The sequence below is a fragment of the Streptomyces sp. NBC_00996 genome (assembly GCF_045162675.1).
In the GTDB taxonomy this organism is placed as follows: Bacteria; Actinomycetota; Actinomycetes; order Streptomycetales; family Streptomycetaceae; genus Streptomyces.
This window is the reverse complement of the sequence record NZ_CP108723.1, coordinates 9,558,986-9,578,952: the sequence shown is the minus strand read 5'-3', so window position 1 is coordinate 9,578,952 and position 19,967 is coordinate 9,558,986. Positions and strand designations below refer to the sequence as shown.

The window sequence follows — 19,967 nt, the reverse complement described above, 5'->3', positions numbered from 1 at the left end:
GGGCACGTGTTGCCGAGACGGGTGACAGCGGTGTCCCGGAGGCGACGCGAGAGGCCGTCGACCAGCTCGTGTGAAAGTTATTGACAGTCAACAACCCACGAACTGAAGCTAATTTTCCCATATCAGTCTCCGTCGGGGGCCGGTCCGACCCGGGCCCCGGCATGCCCCGGGAGGAACCGGCATGAGCGCCCCCGCGCACGACTCGGACCTGCGCGCCGCCCGGTCCGCGCACTCCCGCAGAGCCCTGCTCGCGGGCTCCGTGGGCAACTTCATCGAGTGGTACGAGTTCGGCGTCTACGGCTATTTCGCGACGATCATCGCGGCGCGCTTCTTCACACCGGAGGGCGGCAGCGAGGTCGAGGCCCTGGTGAAGACCTACGCATCCTTCGCACTGGCGTTCTTCTTCCGGCCCGTCGGCGCCGCGCTGTTCGGACGGCTCGGCGACCGGATCGGGCGACGCCCGGTGCTGATCCTGGTGATCGCCCTGATGACGGCCGCGACGACCCTGATCGGCGTGCTGCCCACCTACGCCGCGGTCGGCGCCCTCGCCCCGTGGCTGCTCACGTTCCTCCGGGTGCTCCAAGGACTGTCCGCGGGCGGGGAGTTCGGTGGCGCGGTCTCGGTGATGACGGAGTTCGCGCCGCCGGGCAGACGGGGGCTGTACGGGTCGTGGCAATCCTTCACTGTCGCGCTCGGGCTCCTCGCCGGTGCGGGCGTCGCGGCGCTGCTGGCTACGGTGCTCACCTCCCGCGAGCTCGAGGACTGGGGCTGGCGGCTGCCCTTCCTGCTGACGCTGCCGCTAGGCCTCGGGGCGCTCTGGCTGCGGCTGAGACTGGACGAGACACCGTCCTTCGAGCGGGAGCGGCAACGGGAGCGCCCGCCCGGCTCCCAGGTGGCCAGGGCGATCGCGCTCGGGGCCGGGCGCATCATGGGCTGGGCGGCGGCCGGCTACACCTTCCTGGTCGTGCTCCCCTCGTACCTGCAGAACACCCTGAACGCGACCTTCCAGCAGGCACTGCTCGCCACGGTGCTCGCCAACCTCGGCTTCGCAGCCACGATCGTCCCGGCGGGATGGCTCAGCGACCGGATCGGGCGGCGCCCGGTGATGCTCACGGGGGCCGTTCTGGTCACCGTGCTGGCGATCCCGCTGCTCAACCTCCTTCAGGGTGCCGGGACTCCGAACGCGGTGAAGGGTGTCGCCGTCTTCCTGGCGGGTGCCGTGGTCGGGCTGATGGCGGGGCCCGGTCCGGCGATGCTCTCCGAGATGTTCCCGACGAGCGTGCGCTACACCGGTCTGGGACTCGCCTACGCCCTGTCCAATGCGGTGTTTTCCGGGTGCGCGGGGCTCATCATCACGGAGACCATCAAACGGACGGGGAGCGTGGACATCCCCGCGTACTACGCGGCGGCGACCTGCGCGGTGAGCGTGCTCGCGCTCGCCACGCTCCGTACGAGGAAAGGGAGTTGATCAGGTGCGGGTGATCGGCCTGATGTCCGGCACGTCGTACGACGCGATCGACGCGGCGGCCGCCGAGCTGACCCTCGACGGGGACAGCCTCGTCATGCAGCCGCTCGGGCTCGTCAGCGAGGCGTACGACGAGGAACTGCGCGACGCGCTCGCCGCGGCGCTGCCTCCGGCCCCCACCAGCCTGGCCGAGGTGTGCCGCCTGGACACCCTCATCGGACAGGCCTTCGCAGCGGCAGCCGTCCGAGCCAACCATGAACTGTGCCACGGCGGAGGCGAGTTGATCGCCTCGCACGGCCAGACCGTCTACCACTGGGCGGCCCACGGTCAGGTGCACGGAACCCTCCAGCTCGGGCAGCCCGCCTGGATCGCCGAGGCGACCGGGCTGCCCGTGGTCGCCGACTTCCGCCCGCGTGACATCGCCGCGGGCGGCCAGGGCGCGCCGCTGGTGAGCCTGGTCGACCTGCTGTGGCTGCGCGGCCGCCCGGGAACGCCGGTGGCCCTGAACCTCGGCGGCATCGCCAACCTCACCGCGCCGGACGGCACCGCCTTCGACACCGGGCCCGCGTGCGCGCTGGTCGACGCCGCGGCACGGGGGCTGAGCGGCGGACGCCTCGACTACGACGTGGACGGCGCCCTCGCCGCCCGCGGCACCGTCCACGAGCCGCTGCTCCGGCGGCTGCTCGCCGAGCCGTACTACGCGCTGCCCGCACCCAAGACGACCGGCAAGGAGCTGTTCCATCTCGGCTATCTGAGGGACGCGTTGGCGGGTTTCGGGACACTCACCGCCGAGGACGTCATCGCGACCCTCACCCGGCTCACCGCCCGGACGGTCGCGGACGCCGTGCGCGCGGTGCGAGCCACAGAGGTGATCGCCTCCGGCGGCGGCACCCGCAATCCCGTACTCATGGCGATGCTGGGCGAGGAACTCCCCGCGGTGGTGCTGCGCACCTCCGACGACCTGGGACTGCCGTCGGCCGCCAAGGAGGCGTACGCCTTCGCCGTACTGGGTTTTCTGACGCTGCACGGGCTCGCGGGCACCGATCCGGCGAGCACCGGGGCCCGGCATCCCAGCGTGCTCGGGTCGATCACCCCGGGCAGCGAAGGGCTGCGGCTGCCGCCCCGGGCGGACCGGACACCCCTACGGCTGATCCTGAAGTGACTGCTGCCGGGCCCCTCTCATCCGCCTTTCACCCAGGGCTCATACGGTGGGCACCATGACGCAGGTGACTCCCCCCGGCTGGTATCCCGACCCCGGGCAGACAGATGACGCTCCCGCCACCGAGCGCTGGTGGGACGGTAAGGCATGGACGGACCAGACCCGCCCCGTCGGGTCGGCCGCCGCATGGGGTCCCCCGGCGCACCCGCCGGCCGCCGGACCGTATCCGGCCCTCACCCCGGGTTCGCCGCGGCGCGGGCTGCGCCTGGGCATAGCGGTCGCCGCGGCGATCGCGGTCCTCGCGGGCATCGGAGGCGGGGTGTACGCGCTGACCAAGGACGACGGCAACAGTGGCAACAGCGCGAACTCCCAGGGGCCCGGCGGGCAGGGCGGCCCCGGGGGTGGACAGGGTGGCACGGGCGCGCCCTGGGGCGGACAGGGCGGCGAGCCGGGGGGACCCGGCGGCGCTCCCGGTGGCTCCGGCGGTTCGGGCGGCCAGACACCGGTGCCCGGTCAGTCGGGGCAGCCGCAGAGCGAGGACGGCTACGCCACCGACGCGGTCAGCGGCATCAGCATCCCGGTCCCCGACGGCTGGACCGGCCAGACCCTCACGGTCGGCGCCGCGATTTCCACCAAGGACACCTACAAGTGCCCCGGCAACACCTCGCAGGACTGCCAGCGGGGCGGGGCGTACTCGGCCCCCGCGTCGGCACAGGGCCTCAAGTCCACCGGCGCGGAGGCGGCGGCCAAGGAGGACATCTCCAAGAACGCCAAGGAGTCGTACGGCAAGGGCTACGGCACGATCACCTCGCACACGGAGCTCGCCTCGAAGGCGGTCACGGTGGCCGGCGAGAAGGGCTATCTGGTCCGCTGGAAGGTCGTGACGAGCAAGGGTGACGACGGCTATGTCGAGTCGCTCGTCTTCCCCTCCCCCGCCGACTCCAAATCGCTCGTCGTCGTCCGCTTCGGCGTCGACGTCAGCTCCAAGGCGCCCGAGCAGTCGGTGATCGACACGATCACCGAGGGCATCAAGGTGGCGTCCGGGGCCGGCGGCAACGGGCAGAACGTCTAGCGGGAAAGAGTTCGGCCGGGCGGGGCGCCCCTCCGCTCAAGGGGAACCCCACCCGGCCGGGGGGTGCGCGCCGCCCCCGTCCCCACGGTGCGGCGCGATACAGGCCGACGTCCGGTCATCCCGCGGACGGCGACCTGAGTCTCAGGTCAGGCCAAGGGACGGCAGCACGACCGCCTCCATGAATTGTGAGAGATAGTCCGAATCCGCGTACTTGCCTTCCAGAACGGGGCGTACGCGCACGATGCCGAACAGCTGTGCCGGGATGAACTCCAGCGCCGGATGGTCGGCGGCGATCTCCCCGCGGTCGACCGCGCGGGCGATCATCACCCCGACCGCTGCGATCTCGGGTTCGACGAGCGCGTCGCGCAACGCCTCCTGCAGCTCCCTGTCCTGCATCACGGCATGGCCGAGCGCCTGGAGCAGCTGGGTGTCGGGCCCCGACCAGTCGCCCGCGGCCCGCGCGGCCTCTCGCAGGTCCCCGGCGAGCGAGCCGGTGTCGATCCCCGCGAACCGCGGACAGCGGTTGGCGCGCAGCGCGGCGGCCACGAACTGGGGCTTCGTCTTCCACTGCCGGTAGAGCGTGGACTTGCTGCAGCGGGTACTCGCGGCCACACCCTCCATGGTCAGCGCCTCATAGCCGCATTCGCGGATCTGGTCGAGCACGGCGTCGTAGAACTCCTGCTCACGCTCGGGCGTGATCTTGGAGCGGCGCGAGGCGACGACCGTCTCCGGTCCGTCCGCAGCCTGCGACGTCATGGCTCTTCTCCTCGCTGAATCCGGCTCGGGTCGTGATCCGCGGTGTTCCGCTTCACACAGTCTAATCGATACGCCAGTGTACCGGTACGGATACGTATCGGTACACTGGCGTATCGGTACAGTGGCGTATCGGTACACTGCCGTATCGATGAGCCTTGGACAGGATCCACATTTCTGTCGAGTGGATTCTGTCCTGGGCTCACCGCGCACCACCCCACGCAAGACCGTCAGCAAGGGGGCCGGGGGATGGATTCCCGAACCGAGCCTGCAAAGTCCGAGTCCGCCTCGGAACCGGAGCCGCCCGACGCGGCCATACGCCGGGCGTCGCCCCAGGGCGGCGCCCACGAGCCGCACGCGTACGACACCGCGGCGCGTCCGCCGCTCCTTCGCGAGCTGCTGCTCGTCCTCGGGCTCTTCGTCGTCTACAAGGTCGGCCGGCAGCTGGCCACCGGCCACACCGCCGAGGCGTTCGGCAACGCGCACCGCGTGTGGGACCTGGAGCGGGCCGTGCACCTGCCGGGCGAGGGCGCCGTGCAGACCGCGCTGCTGCACAGCGACACCCTCGTGCACCTCGCGAACACCTACTACGCGGCCGTTCACTTCCCGGCCACCGCAGCCTTCCTGGTCTGGCTGTATCTGCGGCGCCCGGCCCACTACATCTGGGCCCGCCGGGTGCTCGCCGTGGTCACCGCCGCCGCCCTGGTGGGACACCTCACCTTCCCGCTCGCGCCGCCGCGCCTGCTCGGCGAGGCGGGGCTCGTGGACACCGGGCAGGTGTACGGGCCCACGGTGTACGGGGCGCACCCGGCGACCGACTCGATGGCGAACCAGTTCGCGGCGATGCCGTCACTGCACTTCGGCTGGGCACTGATGGTGGCGATCGGCCTGATCGCGGCCACTCGGTCCCGGTGGCGGGGGCTGTGGCTGCTGCATCCGCTGCTCACGCTGCTGGTGATCGTCGGCACGGCGAACCACTACTGGCTCGACGCCATCGTCGCGACAGCGCTGCTCGGCATCGCGCTCGCCGTGATCCACCTGCCGCACCGGACGGCGACGACCGCCGGCCGGATCCAGGAGCGTGCCGACACTCCCGTGCAGGAAGTGCCGGAGCTCGCGGGGGCGGGGCGATGAACGCGACTCTCGCCGCCGTCGTCCTGTCCCTGTTCTCGGCCGTCGCGTACGCCGCCGCGGCCGTGGCCCAGGAGCGGCTCGCCTCCCGGTCCGCCGGCTCGGGCACGCTCCGGCTGCTGGCCAGCGGGGCCTGGTGGTGGTCGGTCGTGCTCAACGCGTCCGCCGCGCTGCTGCATGTCGCCGCGCTCAAGTACGGCACGCTCACGCTGGTGCAGCCGCTCGGCGCGCTCACCCTGGTGGCCGCGGTGCCGCTGGGGGCGCGGGTGGCGGGACGGCGGGTCAGCGCTGTCGAGTGGCGCGGTACGGCGCTCACCCTGCTCGGCCTCGCCGCGGTGCTCGTCACGGCGTCCGGGCCCGCGCCCGCCGACGTGCTGAGCGTGCCGCAGGCGCTGGCCGTCGCCGGTACGACCGCCGTGCTGATCGGCGGTCTGTCACGACCGGGAGCGCGGCCGGGGCTGCGGCACGCGACCGCCTCCGGGTTCGCCTCGGGGGTCGCCTCGGCGCTCACGCAGACCGTGACGGTGGCCGCGACGGATCGCTCGGACTCGCTGCTGAGCGCCCAAGTGGTCGTGGTGGCGCTGCTTGTGGCCGCCTTCGCGGCGGGCGGACTCCTCCTGTCGCAGACCGCGTACCAGGGGGGTCTCGGCGCACCACTCGCCGTCGTGACGCTCGCCAACCCGGTTGCCGCTGCGGTGATCGGCCTGTCCCTGCTCGGCGAACGCCTTCAGGGCGGTGCGGCGGGCGTACTGCTGACGCTCGTGGGAGCGGGTGTCGCGGCGTGGGGCGTCGTGACGTTGTCACGGTCGGCCCCGGAGCCCGCGCACTTGGCGGCCGACTCGGTGGGCGACTTGGCGGACGACGAGCACCCCGTCGCCGCGGTGCTGGCACTGGAGCCCGGATCGGCGGCGTACGAACCCTCGTTGGTGCCCAAGCAGTCCAACTCGGGCCACCTGACGGCTCTCTAGTGTCCTGCGCCATCAATTCGTCGTTAGTTCTTGGTGCCCCACTGCCGCCGACTTGGCCGAATACTCGCAGGCCGGGGCTGGATGGGCGGACAACCAACCCGGCCGGGCAAGGCGCGAATCCACCGACGAACTTCTGGCGCAGCGCACTAGCGTCGGCTCTGCGAGGCCGACGACAAGAAGGGCGGGTGCGGAGATCCGCAACCGCCCTTCCTCATGCCGAATGCCGATCGGCGAAGGCGATGTCAGCCCAGTCCTCGGGAGTCCTGCTTGAGCGCCGTGTCGACGGTCAGCGCCGTCGCCACGACGAGGCTCAGCAGGGGCTCGGGGAGCTGGAAGTGGATCTGCAGGACGTAGTTGTCCGCAGTGGTGAACATCGTCTTGGCAAGGCCTTCCCAGGTTTTGGTGATCCGGGCGACCTCGTTGTCCGCGTGGTCGACGATCGCGAAGTTCCAGGCGCGCCAGTTCTCCGCCTTGATCGCGCCGACCTGCCGGCCGTCGACGTTCATCGCGAAGTTGATCTTGCCGATCATGTTCTGCTGCACGATCTCGCCGACCGGCGAGCCGTCCGGACGCGACACGACCACCCGCGACTTGAGGAACTTCGCGGGACGGGTCAGCAGCAACTGCGGCTGGCCGTACGCGTCGCGGATCTCCAGCTTGTGGGTCATGAACTGGTCGAGGCTGGAGACGAAGCGCAGGACCTTCTTCAGCGCGTTCTGACCGACCTCGGTGACCGAGCCGATCTGGTTGCCGTTCTGATCCATGACCTTGTACTCGTTGGTCACCTCGATCAGTTTGGCCTTCTGGTTCACCACCAGGACCGGCTCGGTGAACAGGCTGCCGCCGCCGGCACCACTGGGCGCGACCCCGGCCTGCTGCTGCACCTGCTTCTGCACGCGCGGGTCGGGGCCCGGAGCGGGCTGGCCGTACGCCTGTTGGGGGTGCTGGGCCTGCTGCGGTACCTGCTGTGCCGCTTGGGCCTGCTGGTCCGCATTCGTGTGGTCGGTCCACTGCGAGCCGTCCCAGTAGCGCAACGTCCGGGGCGCCCCGTGCGGATCCGGGTACCAACCTGCAGGAGTGTTCGAATGCGTGGTCACCGGGGCACACTACCGTGAGATGGCCCGAAAGCAACCGGCACTTGGGTAACCATCAGGCGGTAGCGATCGCCGGGTCGCTCACACCGGACTGACCGTTCTCGACATGTCCGGCGAACCGGCGCAAGAAGCCCGCGTCCGCGTCGGACACGACGGTCAGGTCGTACCAGCGCCTGCTTTCCCGCAGCTCCACCGTGTGCCGGACGCTCCCGCCCGCCCGCACCTTGAACGACAGCGACTTTCCGCCATAGCCGTTGGTGAGCTTGAGGACGACCGTGCCGGAGCCCTTGTTGGTGAAGGTCAGCTCCACATCGCTCCCGACGTGCCGCGCGGTGACCTCGGGTCCGGTGACCTTGGCGGGACCCTTGAAGGTGCGCAGGAAGCCGTTCGGTCCGTGCACGGTGAGGTCGTACGACCCGTTCGAGTACGCCGAGTTCCAGGTGTCCGAGACCGTCCTGCCCGCCTCGGTGGTGTACGTCCAGGGGCCGTCGGTGCGGTTCTGGGAGGTGACGAGGAAGGCGGCGCCGGCCTTGGCGCCCGAGCCGAAGGTGAGCGTGAACTTGCCGGCCGCCGTATCCGCCGAACCGTCCACGAGGGGCGCGTACTTCAGCGGGCGGGCCGGGCGCGAGCCGCGCTCCTGCTCGGGCAGGACCGCCTTCGCGGGCGGGGTGGGCACGAAGTCGGGGTGACGATCGTGGTCCGGCGGCCGGTAGCCGTCGGTGTCCGGCAGCGCGACCGGTTTCGTGTCCTTGCGGGCGAAGTCGAACGCGGCGGTGAGGTCACCGCTGATCGCGCGCCGCCAGGGCGAGATGTTCGGCTCGTGCACACCGAAGCGGCGCTCCATGAACCGGATGATCGAGGTGTGGTCGAGCGTCTCGGAGCAGACGAACCCGCCCTTGCTCCACGGCGAGACGACGAGCATCGGCACGCGCTGGCCGAGGCCGTAGGGACCTGCCGTTCGGCTCGCGTCGCCCTGGTAGAGGTCCGGGCCGACATCGACCGTGGACTTGCCCTGCGCGGCGGACTGCGGCGGGAACGGCGGCACGAGGTGGTCGAAGAAGCCGTCGTTCTCGTCGTACGTGATGAACAGGGCCGTCCTGCTCCAGACCTCGGGGTCGGAGGTCAGCGCGTCGAGGACCTGGGAGATGTACCAAGCACCGTAGTTGGCGGGCCAGTTGGGGTGCTCGGTGAACGCCTCGGGCGCGACGATCCAGGAGATCTCGGGCAGCTTCTTCCCCTGGACGTCGGCCTTCAGCTGGTCGAAGAAACCCTCGCCCTTACGTGCGTCGGTGCCGGTGCGGGCCTTGTCGTAGAGCGGGTCGCCGGGCTTGGCGTTGCGGTACTGGTTGAAGTACAGCAGCGAATTGTCGCCGTAGTTGCCGCGGTAGGCGTCGGAGATCCAGCCCCAGGAGCCGTTCGCGTCCAGGCCGTCGCCGACGTCCTGGTAGATCTTCCAGGAGATCCCGGCCGCTTCGAGGCGCTCGGGGTACGTCGTCCAGTCGTACCCGGCCTCGTCGTTGCCGAGGACCGGGCCGCCACCCTTGCCGTCGTTCCCCGTGTAGCCCGTCCACATGTAGTAGCGGTTCGGGTCGGTGGAGCCGATGAACGAGCAGTGGTAAGCGTCACAGATGGTGAAGGCGTCGGCGAGCGCGTAGTGGAACGGGATGTCCTCGCGCGTCAGGTACGCCATCGTCGTCGACGACTTTGTGGGCACCCATTTGTCGTACTTGCCCTTGTTGAAGGCGGCGTGCCCGTCGCTCCAGCCGTGCGGGAGGTCCTGGATGAACTGCAGGCCCAGATTGTCCGCCTCGGGCCGGAACGGGAGCACGTCCTTGGCGCCGTCCGACTGGTACCAGACCGACTTGCTGCCCGACGTCGTGGCCGGACGCGGGTCGCCGAAGCCCCGGACGCCTCTCAGCGAACCGAAGTAGTGGTCGAAGGAACGGTTTTCCTGCATCAGGACGACGATGTGCTCGACGTCGTCGATCGTGCCGGAACGGTGGTGCGCGGGCAGCGCCGCGGCCCGCTGAATGCTGCTGGACAGCGCGGTGAACGCCGCGGTACCGCCGGCGAGTTGAAGGAAGCGGCGCCGATTCACTTGAGGCATGGGTGAGTGACCTCTTGTCCTGACGGGCCCGGTCGGCCGGTTGGTGATGGAACGTGCGCGGTTGGAGTGTTCCAAGAGCACCAAACGTCAGGGAAGGGTCCTGTGGCCCCCATGTGAAAGTCGGCGGTACGTGAGGCGAACGGTTTCGGACGGATCGTCAGCCAGCCGTCGCTGTGGGGTCCGGAATCCGCGGCGCAGTCGGCACCGGTGTCCTCCCTGCCGCAGACCGCTCGCGCGAGTGACCGTCGTCGGCGTTCCGGTCACCCGGACGATTGCCGTCCGATGAACACAGCCTTGCCGGGCTGTGGCAGGCGTCACGAATCTCGTGCGAGGCGGGCCGAGTTGCGGCTCACGATGGCCTCCGCTCTCGTGGTGTAGCCGATCAAGGCTGGTGAGCGCGCGGGCATCTGCCCGGGGCGTGCACCCGGGTCGTGTCCCGCCTTGCGGTGTAAGCGATCTTGCTCAACGCGTTCCGGTAAGTCGCGCGTTGACCGTGGGGCACACACCTCCCGCGCGTGGCGCGCGGCTGACCTGTTGTTAGCCCCATTTGCGGCACCGGAGCCCGTCGATGCGGCGATGACCTGCGCATTCCGAGTGCTTGATCAGCTACACGACCCGGCGGGACGCGATCCCGGGGTGGGCGGCGACCGGGGTGGCCATGGCGGTGAGGGCGAAGACGGCTTCGGTCCGATCGTGGGAGACCACCCCGTGGGCCCACAGGGCTGGGTCAGCAGGTCCGGCGGCTGCCCTGTCGCGCGATCACCGAAACGCCGGACCTGATGTCGGTGCTACTCACAACCCGGCATAACGATGGAGCCGCTCGCGCGACGTGTCGGATGCGATCGCCCGAGACTGCCGGACCACATTCTGCTGCTTCACAACCCTCAATACCCTCTTTGTGAAAGCTTTCTCGACCATTCCCGATCTCATATCGCCGTCTTTCGCAAGGTTCCGAAAGTGACCCCGTGGTCGAGAGAGAAAGGCGACGTGAAAGGGGCTTCCGGCACGCTGGGGAAGGTGGTTCGCCCCCTCTTGACCGCCCTCAGCAGTCGGTGGATTCTGGATGGGCTCGACGAGCCGCCGGAGTGCAGGACCTCAGCGGGCCGGGGGGATTCATGGGGGCGCTCAATGTTGCGGCGACATGGGTGGGCACTACCGCGCTCGGCCCCGGGCGGCGCTCCGTCGTCTGGGTACAGGGGTGCCCCTTCCACTGCGCGGGCTGCATGTCCCCGGAGTGGATACCGGACGTACCTGCCCGCTCGGCCGAACCGGCGGAACTGGCCACCGAACTGCTCGCCGATCCGGCCATCGACGGTCTGACGTTCTCCGGCGGCGAGCCGATGCGCCAGGCCGCGGGCCTCTCCGAGCTGATCCGCGCGGCGCGGCGCATCCGGGACACGACACTCGTCTGCTTCTCGGGCTACCGCCTCGAGCGGTTGCGCACGCGACCGCCCGCGCCCAGCGTGGCGGAACTGTTGGACGAAGTGGACGTCCTCATCGACGGGTTGTACGTCTCGACGCTCGACGACGGCCGAGGTCTGCGCGGCAGCAGCAACCAACGCGTGCACCAGCTGTCCGGACGGCTCGCGGAATGCGGTTACGACTTCTCGGAGCGGGGCCGGACCGCCGAGATCGCCGTCGACGGTCGCGAGGCACTGCTGATCGGCGTGCCACCGCCCGCCCTGGTCAGCGTCTTCGACGCGGCCGTCGACCAGGTACGGCAGTCACACATCGGGGGAAGATCATGAGCGGCAGGAAGCGTATCCAGGTCGATGAGTCGGAGTGGTATCGCCTGCAGCGCCAGGCGTCCCGGCTCAAGGACGTCCAACGCAATCTCCCGGCCTTGCTCCGTGAGGTGCGCCGGCAGACCCACGACGACCTGGAGCGGGTCTTCGGCATCATCGAGGACCGCCAGCGCTCCGTGGACCAGGTGGTCGAGGGGCTCAGCGAGCAGGCCCGCCGACTGGAGACCGAGACCCAGCAGCGGCTGCGCGCCCAGGCGCGGCGGGCGGCCGCGGACCTGCGTGCCACCGCGGGTGAGCTGCGCAAGGAGACCCGCGAACAACTCGCCGAGCAGGAGCGCCGGTTGGCGAGGGAGATCGCGGCCGAGCGGCAGCAGCGCCGCGAGGACATCCGGCGGATCAACGAGGAGTTGGGTGAACTGGTCCAGGACCGCGAGCGCGCCGCCGTCATCGCCCGGGGCGCGCTCTCCGACGGGCGCGCCATGCACGACCTGATCCGCGGCACACTCCCCCATGAGCGGTACGCCCCCGGTCGGCTGGCGAGCCTGGAGGCGACGCTCGACCGGGCCCAGGACAACATCACGCAGGGCCGGTTCGACGCGGCCCTGGCCACCGCCCAGGGCGCCTATCAGGAACTCAGCGAACTGCGGCTGGACCTGGAGCACCGCGACCTGGAGCGGCAGATGCTGCGGCTCCAGGCGGGCGAGCGGCTTGTGCTGACGCATCTGCTGATCGAGGACAGCGCCTCGCAGAGCGTACGCGGAGCCGAGGGCGAGGTGCTGACGGACGTCGACCTCGACGTCGACTTCTGGACGCGCGGCGACCTCACCGCGCTGCGCGAGGAGACCGAGGCCCTCCAGCGGCGGGTCGAGGACGACAGGCGGCCGCCGGAGGCCGACGAACTGCGCGACATCCTGGAGCACCGGGCACCTGCCCTGGAGCGGCGCCTCACCGGGCTCGTCGAGCGGGCGGCCGGACACCTGATCGCTTCGCAGCAGCGGGTGAACCTGGCGGAGGCGGTCGTCCAGACCCTCGAGGGCATGACGGCGTACGAGCTGGACGCGACCACCTACGCGGGCCGGGACCAGCGGGAGGCCTACTTCGCCCGGCTCGTCCACGGCAACCGGAACGAGATCGTCGTGGAGGTCGCCCCGGCGGACGCCGAGTCGGGGGCGTCGGTGCTGCGGGTGCTGTCGTACGACCAGGACACCGCCTCTCACACCGAACTCGCGGAGCGCGGAGCGGAGTTGACCAGGGCGCTTCGGGGCTACGGTTTCGCCGCGGCCGATGCGCAGGAGGAGCGGGGTACGCCCGATCCGGTGTACCGCGACTTCCGTGCGCTGAGCGAGTCACCTACGGCCACGGAGAGCGGGCCGCTAGAGCTGCCACGTACGGCCACGGAGAGCTGAGCCGGGATGACCGGCCGGCTCGTCGAGCGCCTGGAAGGTTTCCGGCTGCCAGTCGGCGATCCGCTGTTCGTCGTGCACGGCCAGGGGGTGGACGACATTTTCGTCGGCCACGACTACCGCGTACGGGGCATCGAGGAGCTGCTGTGGGAGGTGCTGCACGCGGCCGGTTTCGCCCGGGTCGTGTACTCGTCGCTGTCGCGTCCGCTCTACTTCCGCGACCAGAAGTCCCGGGACCTCTCCCGGCCCCGCCGTCGTTCCGCCCCGGTCGGCGGAGACAGGCAGATGCGACCCGAATTCAGCGGTCCGCTGGGCCGGCGCGTCCTGCCCGGCGCCTCTACGTCCGGCGGCGGGGACACGGGACCGCTGGGTCCGGCGCCGCCCACGCTCACCGACCAGTTCCGGGTGATGATGCTCGACCACCTCATGAAGCAGACCGAGCACCGCACCGCGATCGTGCTCGGCCACGCCGAGGAGTCGCTGCGCTACGACCGCGCCGACCGCGCGCTGGCCTCAGCGATGGCGGAGTGGGTCGAGCACGGCGACCGCAATCTGTGCGTCCTGGTCTTCCGCCGCGGCACGCTCGACGAAGTACGGGAGTTCGTCCGCGAACTGCGCAGCGTCCCTCGCCTTGAGAGCTACCTCCAGGCCCAGCACGGGCGCTCCTCACGGGGCGCCACCGCGGCGATCGGTCTTCCGCACGCGGCGGAGCTGGAACGGCTGGTCCATGTGCTCCGACTGAAGGAAAAGCTGCGGATCGGCGACTGGCGCAGACTGCCGCTCACCGCACAGGCGATGGCAGCCGCACCCGAGCGGGCCAAGAACTGGCGGGCGATGCTGCGGGAGCTGAAGGGTGAACCCCTCGACCTGGCCGAGCTGCGGCGCCGACAATGGGTCGGCGGCAGCTCCCAGGACGACCGCGGTGTCGCCGACCGCATCCGAGACATGGTGGGGCTCGGCTCGGTGAAGGAGCACCTGGAGCGGCTGCGCTGGCGGGCGGCAGCGGAGGCCGAGCTGCGCGCCCGGGGCCTGGGCACCAAGGCCGAGGCCGACTCCCTGCATCTGGTCTTCACCGGCAATCCCGGGACGGGCAAGACGACGGTCGCACGGCTGATCGGCGAGATCTACCGCGATCTCGGACTGCTGCAGCGCGGCCACCTGGTGGAGGCGGAGGTCCCCGACCTGGTGGCCGGGGTGGTGGGCGAGACCGCGATCCGCACCAACCGGACGGTGGACCGGGCTCGCGACGGGGTCCTGCTGATCGACGAGATCTACCGGCTCAGCGACCAGGGCCGCGGCTTCGGCCGGGAGGCCATCGACACGCTGCTCACCCGGATGGAGAACGACCGCGGCAGATTCGTACTGATCGCCGCGGGCTATCCGGAGAAGGTGCAGGAGTTCCTCGGCTCCAATCCGGGCCTGCGTAGCCGGATCCCCGCGGGCAATGTCATCCACTTCCCCGACTACGAACCGGACGAACTGCACACCATCCTGCTCGGTCGGCTGCGTGACCTGGGGCTGAGCTGGACGCCCACGCTGGAGGCCCTGCTGCGCGAGGTGACGGAGGGGATGTACGCGACGCGCGACGAGGAGTTCGGCAACGCCCGCGCCCTGCGCGACCTCGCTCAGGAGCTCAAGGACCGATGGGCGCAGCGGGTACGGGCCGTGGTGAGCGAGCCCCTGGAGCCCGAGGACCTGCCGGAGCGGTATCGGGTGTATGTGCGCAAGGCGGTGCCGCCGGTCGACGAACTCCTCGCCGAGCTGGACGAGTTGGTGGGCCTCGAGCCCGTCAAGGAGGTGATCCGAGACCTGGTGGGGCGGCTGCGGCTGCGCCAGTCGTACGGCGCCGGGGCGTTCCCGCCGCCGCACCTGCTGTTCGTCGGCCCGCCGGGCACCGGCAAAACGACGGTGGCGAGGCTGGTGGGCGGGCTGTTCCAGGCGCTCGGCCTCCTCGCGCGCGGGCATCTGGTGGAGGTGACCCGGGCCGAACTCGTCGCCGGATACATCGGACAGACCGCGCTCAAGACCAAGAAAGCCGTTCAGTCAGCCCTGGACGGCGTGCTGTTCATCGACGAGGCGTACGCCCTCACGCGCCACGAACAGGGCTGGGACTTCGGCGCGGAGGCCATCGACACCCTCACCCGGGAGATGGAGGACCTGCGCGGCCGGCTGGTCGTCGTCGCCGCAGGATATCCCGTACCCATGGAGCACTTCCTGGCGCAGAACCCCGGGCTGCGCTCGCGTTTCACCGAGCGCGTGGTCTTCCCGCATTACTCCGGGCCCGAACTCGTGGAGATCCTGCGGCGGATGGCCGGGAACCGCGCGCCGGGATACGAGCTTCCGGACGCCGCGGCGCACCGGGCCCAGGTCTGGTTGGACCGCCAACGCGTCGCGCATCCCCAGGACTTCGGCAACGGCAGGAGCGTACGCGTGCTACTGGACCGGATGGAGGCGCGGATGGCCCGTCGACTGGACCCCGACGCCTCGGCCCGCCATCCGCCGGTCTTCGCCCCGGAGGATGTGCCCGATGGCGATCTCTGAAGCGCCCCCGCCGACGGCGACGGACGAGGGCTGCCCGGTGTGCCTCGCGCCCGTCACCGACGAGCCGGACTGCCCGCACTGCGGCTGGACCCTGGACGGGAACCTGGTACTCGGCCGGCTCACCCCGGGGATCCGGCACGCCTTCGACGAACGGCTCGCCGCCGCCCGCCGCCACCTTGACCTCACGGCCGCGGCACGTGCGGCGGGGTACCCCGGGCACGGCGTTCCGGAGCGGCTGGCCCGGCTGGAGTCCCTGATCCGCGGCGGGCCGCCGCGCCCCGGCGAACGAAACGATGTACTGCGTGAGTTGGAGCGCGAGAGCACTCCGACGCACGGGCGGTCCGGGCAGGTGCTGGACGGCGTCACAGCCGAGATCACCGTCCGGGGGCTCAGGGCCGCGGTCTTCCACCAGGGCATCGAGGACGCCGAGGCCACCGAGTGGCCGTGGACCCACCTCCTGCCGGAACTGCCGCAGGACGAGGACGAGTTGCTGTTCCGGCTGGCCGGGGGGATCGGCGACCACGCGATCACGCCGGGCACGCCGGAGCCAAAGGACCTCGGTGTCGCGGCTACGGCGACCGTGCTGGTCAGCCGGCTGCCCGGGTGGACCGTGCCCGAGCGGCTGCTCGCCCGGCTGCGGCGGCGGCTGCCGCACGCCCGGACGCTCTATCTGCCGGCCCCTGAACCGCAGCCGGCCCCGCTGCGCCATGCGGCCGGCTTCACCGTCGTCGTCTGCGGCACCGGGCCCGCCCCTGACGACGTACGGCTCGTGGGTGGTTGTCCGGACGGTTCGGTGACCGTGTGGCGGCTGTGGCGGTCCGAGCCGATCGCCTCCCGTTGTCTGCACAACGGGCTGGTCAGCTGTGTCGATCTCGCCGAGGACGGGCTGTCCCTGGTCACCGGCGGGAAGGACGGGGCGGTCCGGCTCTGGGCGTTCGGCGCTTCGGGCCGGCTCCGCGTGCTGACCTGGCACGACGGCTGGGTCAACGCCCTGCGGCTGCGCAGCGGTGTGGTCTTCAGTCTCGGCGACGACGCCCAAGTGTACCGGTCGGTGCTCGGCAGCGCCGTAGTCGGCGGTGCGCCCCTCACACGGGTCGGCTGGGCCGAGGCGACCGCGCTCGAAGCGACCGCGGACGGCGCGACCGTGATCGTCGGGGGCTCCGACGGCGCGAACCTGCGGGACGGCAGAACCGGTGAGTGCCGCGACCGGATCGGCACCAGCCACCCCGTCACCGCCCTGGCGCTCGGCTCGAACGACCGGCTGCTGGCCCTGGGCTGCGCGGATGGCGTCGTACGCGTCCACGACACGCGCGGCGGCCGAGCCCTCGTCTCCGAACACGGCGGTCACACCGGCGCGGTACGCCATGTCACGTTCGGCCCGGACGGGTCCCTCGCCACTGCGGACAGCGGCGGCACCGTCCGGGTCTGGTCCGCGAACGGCAGGGACGCTACCGCCGTGGGCGCCCATCCGGACATGGTGCGCGGCCTGGCCTTCACCGCGAGCGGCCACCTGCTGAGCGCGGGCGGCGAAGGCCTCGTACGGACGTGGCCGATCCCACGCACCGACTGACGCAATGCCTCAGAGAGGAGTGGCCATGAGCGGAGGCTTCCTGAGCGCGGCCTTCCGGCAGCCGCGCACCCAGCTGGAGCTGACCCTCGACGAACAGACCGGCACCGAGAACGTGACGCATGCGCTGCGTACCGTGCTGACGCGGCTGGAGCGCGTCGCGGACGAGGACGGTGAGCTGGACGCGAGGGTGCGACCACAGCTGGTCGCCGCCCTGGATCTGCTGCGCGCCGCGGTCCTCGGCACCCTGTCCACCGTACGGGCCCCGGCCGTGGCACCGCCCCGGCACCGACCACCGCCGCGCCGGCCGGGACTGCGCCTGCCCTTCCTCGGCGGGGGCGACGACGACGAGGAACGCCGGGAATGGGAGCGCGAGGAGGAGCGGCTGCGGCGGCCACAACGGCCGGTGGTGCACACCGCGTCGCTGCTCGAACAGTTCCAGGCCGCGGTGGAAGCCGCCGACCGGCTGCTCGCCGAGGCCGAGCCGCCACCGCCCGTGCGGGTACCGATTGCCTGGCACCAGGATGCCGAACTGGTCAATCTGATACGGGACTTGATGGCGGCGCACGCCGAGAGCGACGGGGACCTGGCGCTGCGTCACATCGACCGGCTGCGCAAGGAGCTGGCACTGCGGCACGACATCGAAGTGGTCGACTTCGACGGCACGAACGAGTATCTGTTCACGCTCGGCACCCACCCCGGACCGGCGGACGGGCGCTACCGGACGGTGCAGCCCGCGCTGGTGACGACGGACGGGCGGGTGCTGCGCCGGGGCGAGGCAACAGGGCCCTTCGGCGGACCGCCGGCACCGCACACGGAGACCGGCAACAGCGCGCCGCCCACGCGGGGCGGCCGTACGGGAAACGGCGAGTCGGGCGAACCAGGCGACGGTACGGGTGACGGCACGCCGCGCGAGCAGGGCGACGGTACGAGGAACAACGGGGGCAAGGAGCACAGCGATGGCTAAGACGTCCGACAGCACGGTGATCGTCGGATTCGACCTCGGGCACGGCGAGACCGCGCTCGCCAAGACCTACACCGACAAGTCCGCAGCACCCGTCGTCCTGGACATCGGGTCGACCGGGGCGGGCAGGCAACACGTCACCGCGGTCGCCGAGCATCCGACCCGCGGGGTGCTGGTGGGCCGTGAGGCGACCGACGCGCGCGGGGTGACCTCGCTCTACCTGGCGTTCAAGTCACCCGAGATCGACTGTGACGACGTACGCACTCCGGTCCACCTCTTCGTCGACAAGGTCGGCCGTGACGCGCGGGAACGGGACCAGGACCTGGCCGGGAGCCGCCCGGTGCGCTGGGTGTTCGGTGCCCCCTCGGGCTGGGACGCAGCGCTGCGCCGGTCCTACGCGACGCTGCTCGGGCAGGCGGGGCTGACCGACGTGGAGGTGGTGCCGGAATCGCGCGCCGCCATGCTGTACGCCCGGGACTCGGGTGAAGTGAGCTTGGAAAAGGAGCGGTTGGGCGGGAGCGTGCTGGTCATCGACCTGGGCTCGTCGACCGCCGACTTCACCAGCGTGCTCAGTTATCACACCGGACCGCCCATCGACACCGGGGTGCAGCTGGGCGCCGGGCTCATCGACCGGACCATTCTGGAGCGCCAGCTCGATCGGCATCCGATGGGCGACGCCCTCCGGGAGGCCCTGCACGACTCGCGGTTCGAGCGGTTGCGTCTGGAACTGCTGTGCCGGGAGGCGAAGGAGACGTTCTTCCGTACGGATCCCAGTCGGTTCACGGACGACCCCGAGGCCACGGTCGGCGGGATGCGGAAGGTCGCCACCCGCACCGGCGACGTCTATTTCGAGGTCGAGCTGACGGCCGCCGAGATGACCGCGGTGGTGGACGCGCCCCAGCCGAGCCTGGGCGACCGTTCCTGGCGCCGTGCCTTCCGGGACGCGCTCCAGGAGGCGGGCACCAGGATGGGCCGCCGGCCGGACATGGTGCTGTTGACCGGCGGGGCGTCCCGGATGGACTTCGTGCAGGAGGAAGCCCGGGAGGCGTTCGGCGCGGACCGGGTGCTGCTCGGCCTGGAGCCCGAGGTTGCCATCGCCCGGGGGCTGGCGCTGGCGGGCCGGATGAGTCTGCGCGCGGCGGGGTTCCGGGCGGACATCCGCAAGCTGATCAAGAGCGACCGGATCGGTTCGCTGGTGCAGGACCGACTGTCCTCGCTGGGCGAGCGGCTCGGGGCGGCGGTCGCCGAGGGCATGACCGAGCGCCATGTGATCCCCGCGTTCCGCCGCTGGCGGAACGGAGAGATCACGACGCTCAACGACATGGCGGCAGGCATCAGCACCGCACTGCACGCCGAGCTGACGGAGCCCGGCAACCAACGGCTGAACGGCGTGATAGCCGACTGGCAGAACGAACTGCGCCCGGAGCTGGAGGAGTTGACCCGGCCCATCTGCCGCCGGTGGCACATCCCGCCCTCGGCGATGGCGCTGCCCGCCGTTCAGGTGAGCGGCGACAAGATCACCGTTCCCGTCGACTCGGCCGCCGCCACCGAGGTGCTCGACAACATCGCCAAGGTCATGAACGTGGTCGTGGCCGGGGTGATCGCGACGACCCTGTTCGGCGCCGGTGTCGCGATCATCGCGACGACTGGGCCGTTCCTCGTGATCATCGCCTTCTTCGTACTGGTCGCTGGCGGCAACGAAGTGCGGGAAGCCGCCATGGAGAAGGCACGGGAGGCGAACATCCCGCTGTTCATGCGCAAGGTCAGCGGCGAGAACCGGCTCATCGGGAAGCTGCGGCAGGGGGCCGCGTCACAGGAGGCGCAGCTGGCCGCCGCGTTCAGCGCACAGTTCCTGGACGAAGGCGCCCAGAAGATGACGAGCGAGATCAGCAAGGGCATCGCGGCAGACCTCGAAGCCCTGGCGGACGAGGCGGAGTTGCTGATCTCGTGAGCACGGGGCCCAGGCGTCGCGGTGCACGGCGGCGGAGGGTCGAGCCC

At 70.8% G+C, this 19,967-nt stretch carries 14 protein-coding genes; 11 read left to right on the top strand and 3 right to left on the bottom strand.

All coding sequences use genetic code 11. The features are described from left to right. The first annotated feature begins 181 nt into the window (after positions 1 to 181). From OG390_RS44260 to OG390_RS44250, 3 genes are read left to right on the top strand one after another with little or no spacing between them, the layout of a single operon-like run. The gene (locus tag OG390_RS44260; protein WP_406175915.1) at positions 182 to 1,468 is read left to right on the top strand and encodes an MFS transporter; all 1,287 of its coding nucleotides are present in this window, start codon (positions 182 to 184) and stop codon (positions 1,466 to 1,468) included. A 4-nt stretch (positions 1,469 to 1,472) separates the two neighbouring features. Beyond that, a complete protein-coding gene (locus OG390_RS44255) occupies positions 1,473 to 2,627 on the top strand; it encodes an anhydro-N-acetylmuramic acid kinase (RefSeq protein ID WP_406175914.1) in 1,155 nt (384 codons plus the stop codon). Positions 2,628 to 2,682: 55 nt separating this feature from the next. Continuing rightward, positions 2,683 to 3,696, top strand: a complete 1,014-nt coding sequence (locus OG390_RS44250) for a DUF2510 domain-containing protein (RefSeq protein ID WP_406175912.1) — start codon at positions 2,683 to 2,685, stop codon at positions 3,694 to 3,696. Positions 3,697 to 3,837: 141 nt separating this feature from the next. Here OG390_RS44250 and OG390_RS44245 read toward each other — a convergent pair whose 3' ends face one another. Further along, positions 3,838 to 4,452, bottom strand: a complete 615-nt coding sequence (locus OG390_RS44245) for a TetR/AcrR family transcriptional regulator C-terminal ligand-binding domain-containing protein (protein ID WP_406175910.1) — start codon at positions 4,450 to 4,452, stop codon at positions 3,838 to 3,840. Positions 4,453 to 4,698: 246 nt separating this feature from the next. Here OG390_RS44245 and OG390_RS44240 point away from each other — a divergent pair, with 246 nt between their 5' ends. Beyond that, a complete protein-coding gene (locus tag OG390_RS44240; protein ID WP_406175909.1) occupies positions 4,699 to 5,583 on the top strand; it encodes a phosphatase PAP2 family protein in 885 nt (294 codons plus the stop codon). Beyond that, complete coding sequence (locus OG390_RS44235) at positions 5,580 to 6,548, top strand: hypothetical protein (protein WP_406175907.1); 969 nt, start codon at positions 5,580 to 5,582, stop codon at positions 6,546 to 6,548. Before OG390_RS44240 ends, OG390_RS44235 begins: the two co-directional genes overlap by 4 nt. A gap of 242 nt (positions 6,549 to 6,790) precedes the next feature. Here OG390_RS44235 and OG390_RS44230 read toward each other — a convergent pair whose 3' ends face one another. Beyond that, on the bottom strand, positions 6,791 to 7,645 hold the full coding sequence (locus tag OG390_RS44230) for a phospholipid scramblase-related protein (RefSeq protein ID WP_406175905.1): 855 nt from the start codon (positions 7,643 to 7,645) through the stop codon (positions 6,791 to 6,793). Positions 7,646 to 7,697: 52 nt separating this feature from the next. Next, a complete protein-coding gene (locus tag OG390_RS44225) occupies positions 7,698 to 9,749 on the bottom strand; it encodes a phosphocholine-specific phospholipase C (protein ID WP_406175903.1) in 2,052 nt (683 codons plus the stop codon). Positions 9,750 to 10,864: 1,115 nt separating this feature from the next. Between OG390_RS44225 and OG390_RS44220 the strand changes: the two genes are divergently transcribed. From OG390_RS44220 to OG390_RS44195, 6 genes are read left to right on the top strand one after another with little or no spacing between them, the layout of a single operon-like run. Beyond that, positions 10,865 to 11,497 carry a 4Fe-4S single cluster domain-containing protein gene (locus tag OG390_RS44220; protein WP_406178232.1) on the top strand — a complete coding sequence of 211 codons (633 nt, stop codon included), beginning with the start codon at positions 10,865 to 10,867 and terminating at the stop codon, positions 11,495 to 11,497. Then, a complete protein-coding gene (locus OG390_RS44215) occupies positions 11,494 to 12,900 on the top strand; it encodes a hypothetical protein (protein ID WP_406175902.1) in 1,407 nt (468 codons plus the stop codon). The genes OG390_RS44220 and OG390_RS44215 overlap by 4 nt, the downstream gene beginning before the upstream one ends. Positions 12,901 to 12,906: 6 nt before the next feature. Then, a complete protein-coding gene (locus tag OG390_RS44210; RefSeq protein ID WP_406175900.1) occupies positions 12,907 to 15,438 on the top strand; it encodes an AAA family ATPase in 2,532 nt (843 codons plus the stop codon). Beyond that, on the top strand, positions 15,425 to 17,008 hold the full coding sequence (locus tag OG390_RS44205) for a WD40 repeat domain-containing protein (RefSeq protein ID WP_406175898.1): 1,584 nt from the start codon (positions 15,425 to 15,427) through the stop codon (positions 17,006 to 17,008). Before OG390_RS44210 ends, OG390_RS44205 begins: the two co-directional genes overlap by 14 nt. A 25-nt stretch (positions 17,009 to 17,033) precedes the next feature. Then, entirely contained in the window at positions 17,034 to 17,972 is a 939-nt protein-coding gene (locus OG390_RS44200; RefSeq protein WP_406175896.1) for a hypothetical protein, read from the top strand. Then, the gene (locus tag OG390_RS44195; RefSeq protein WP_406175894.1) at positions 17,965 to 19,920 is read left to right on the top strand and encodes an Hsp70 family protein; all 1,956 of its coding nucleotides are present in this window, start codon (positions 17,965 to 17,967) and stop codon (positions 19,918 to 19,920) included. The genes OG390_RS44200 and OG390_RS44195 overlap by 8 nt, the downstream gene beginning before the upstream one ends. The last annotated feature ends 47 nt before the right edge of the window (positions 19,921 to 19,967 follow it).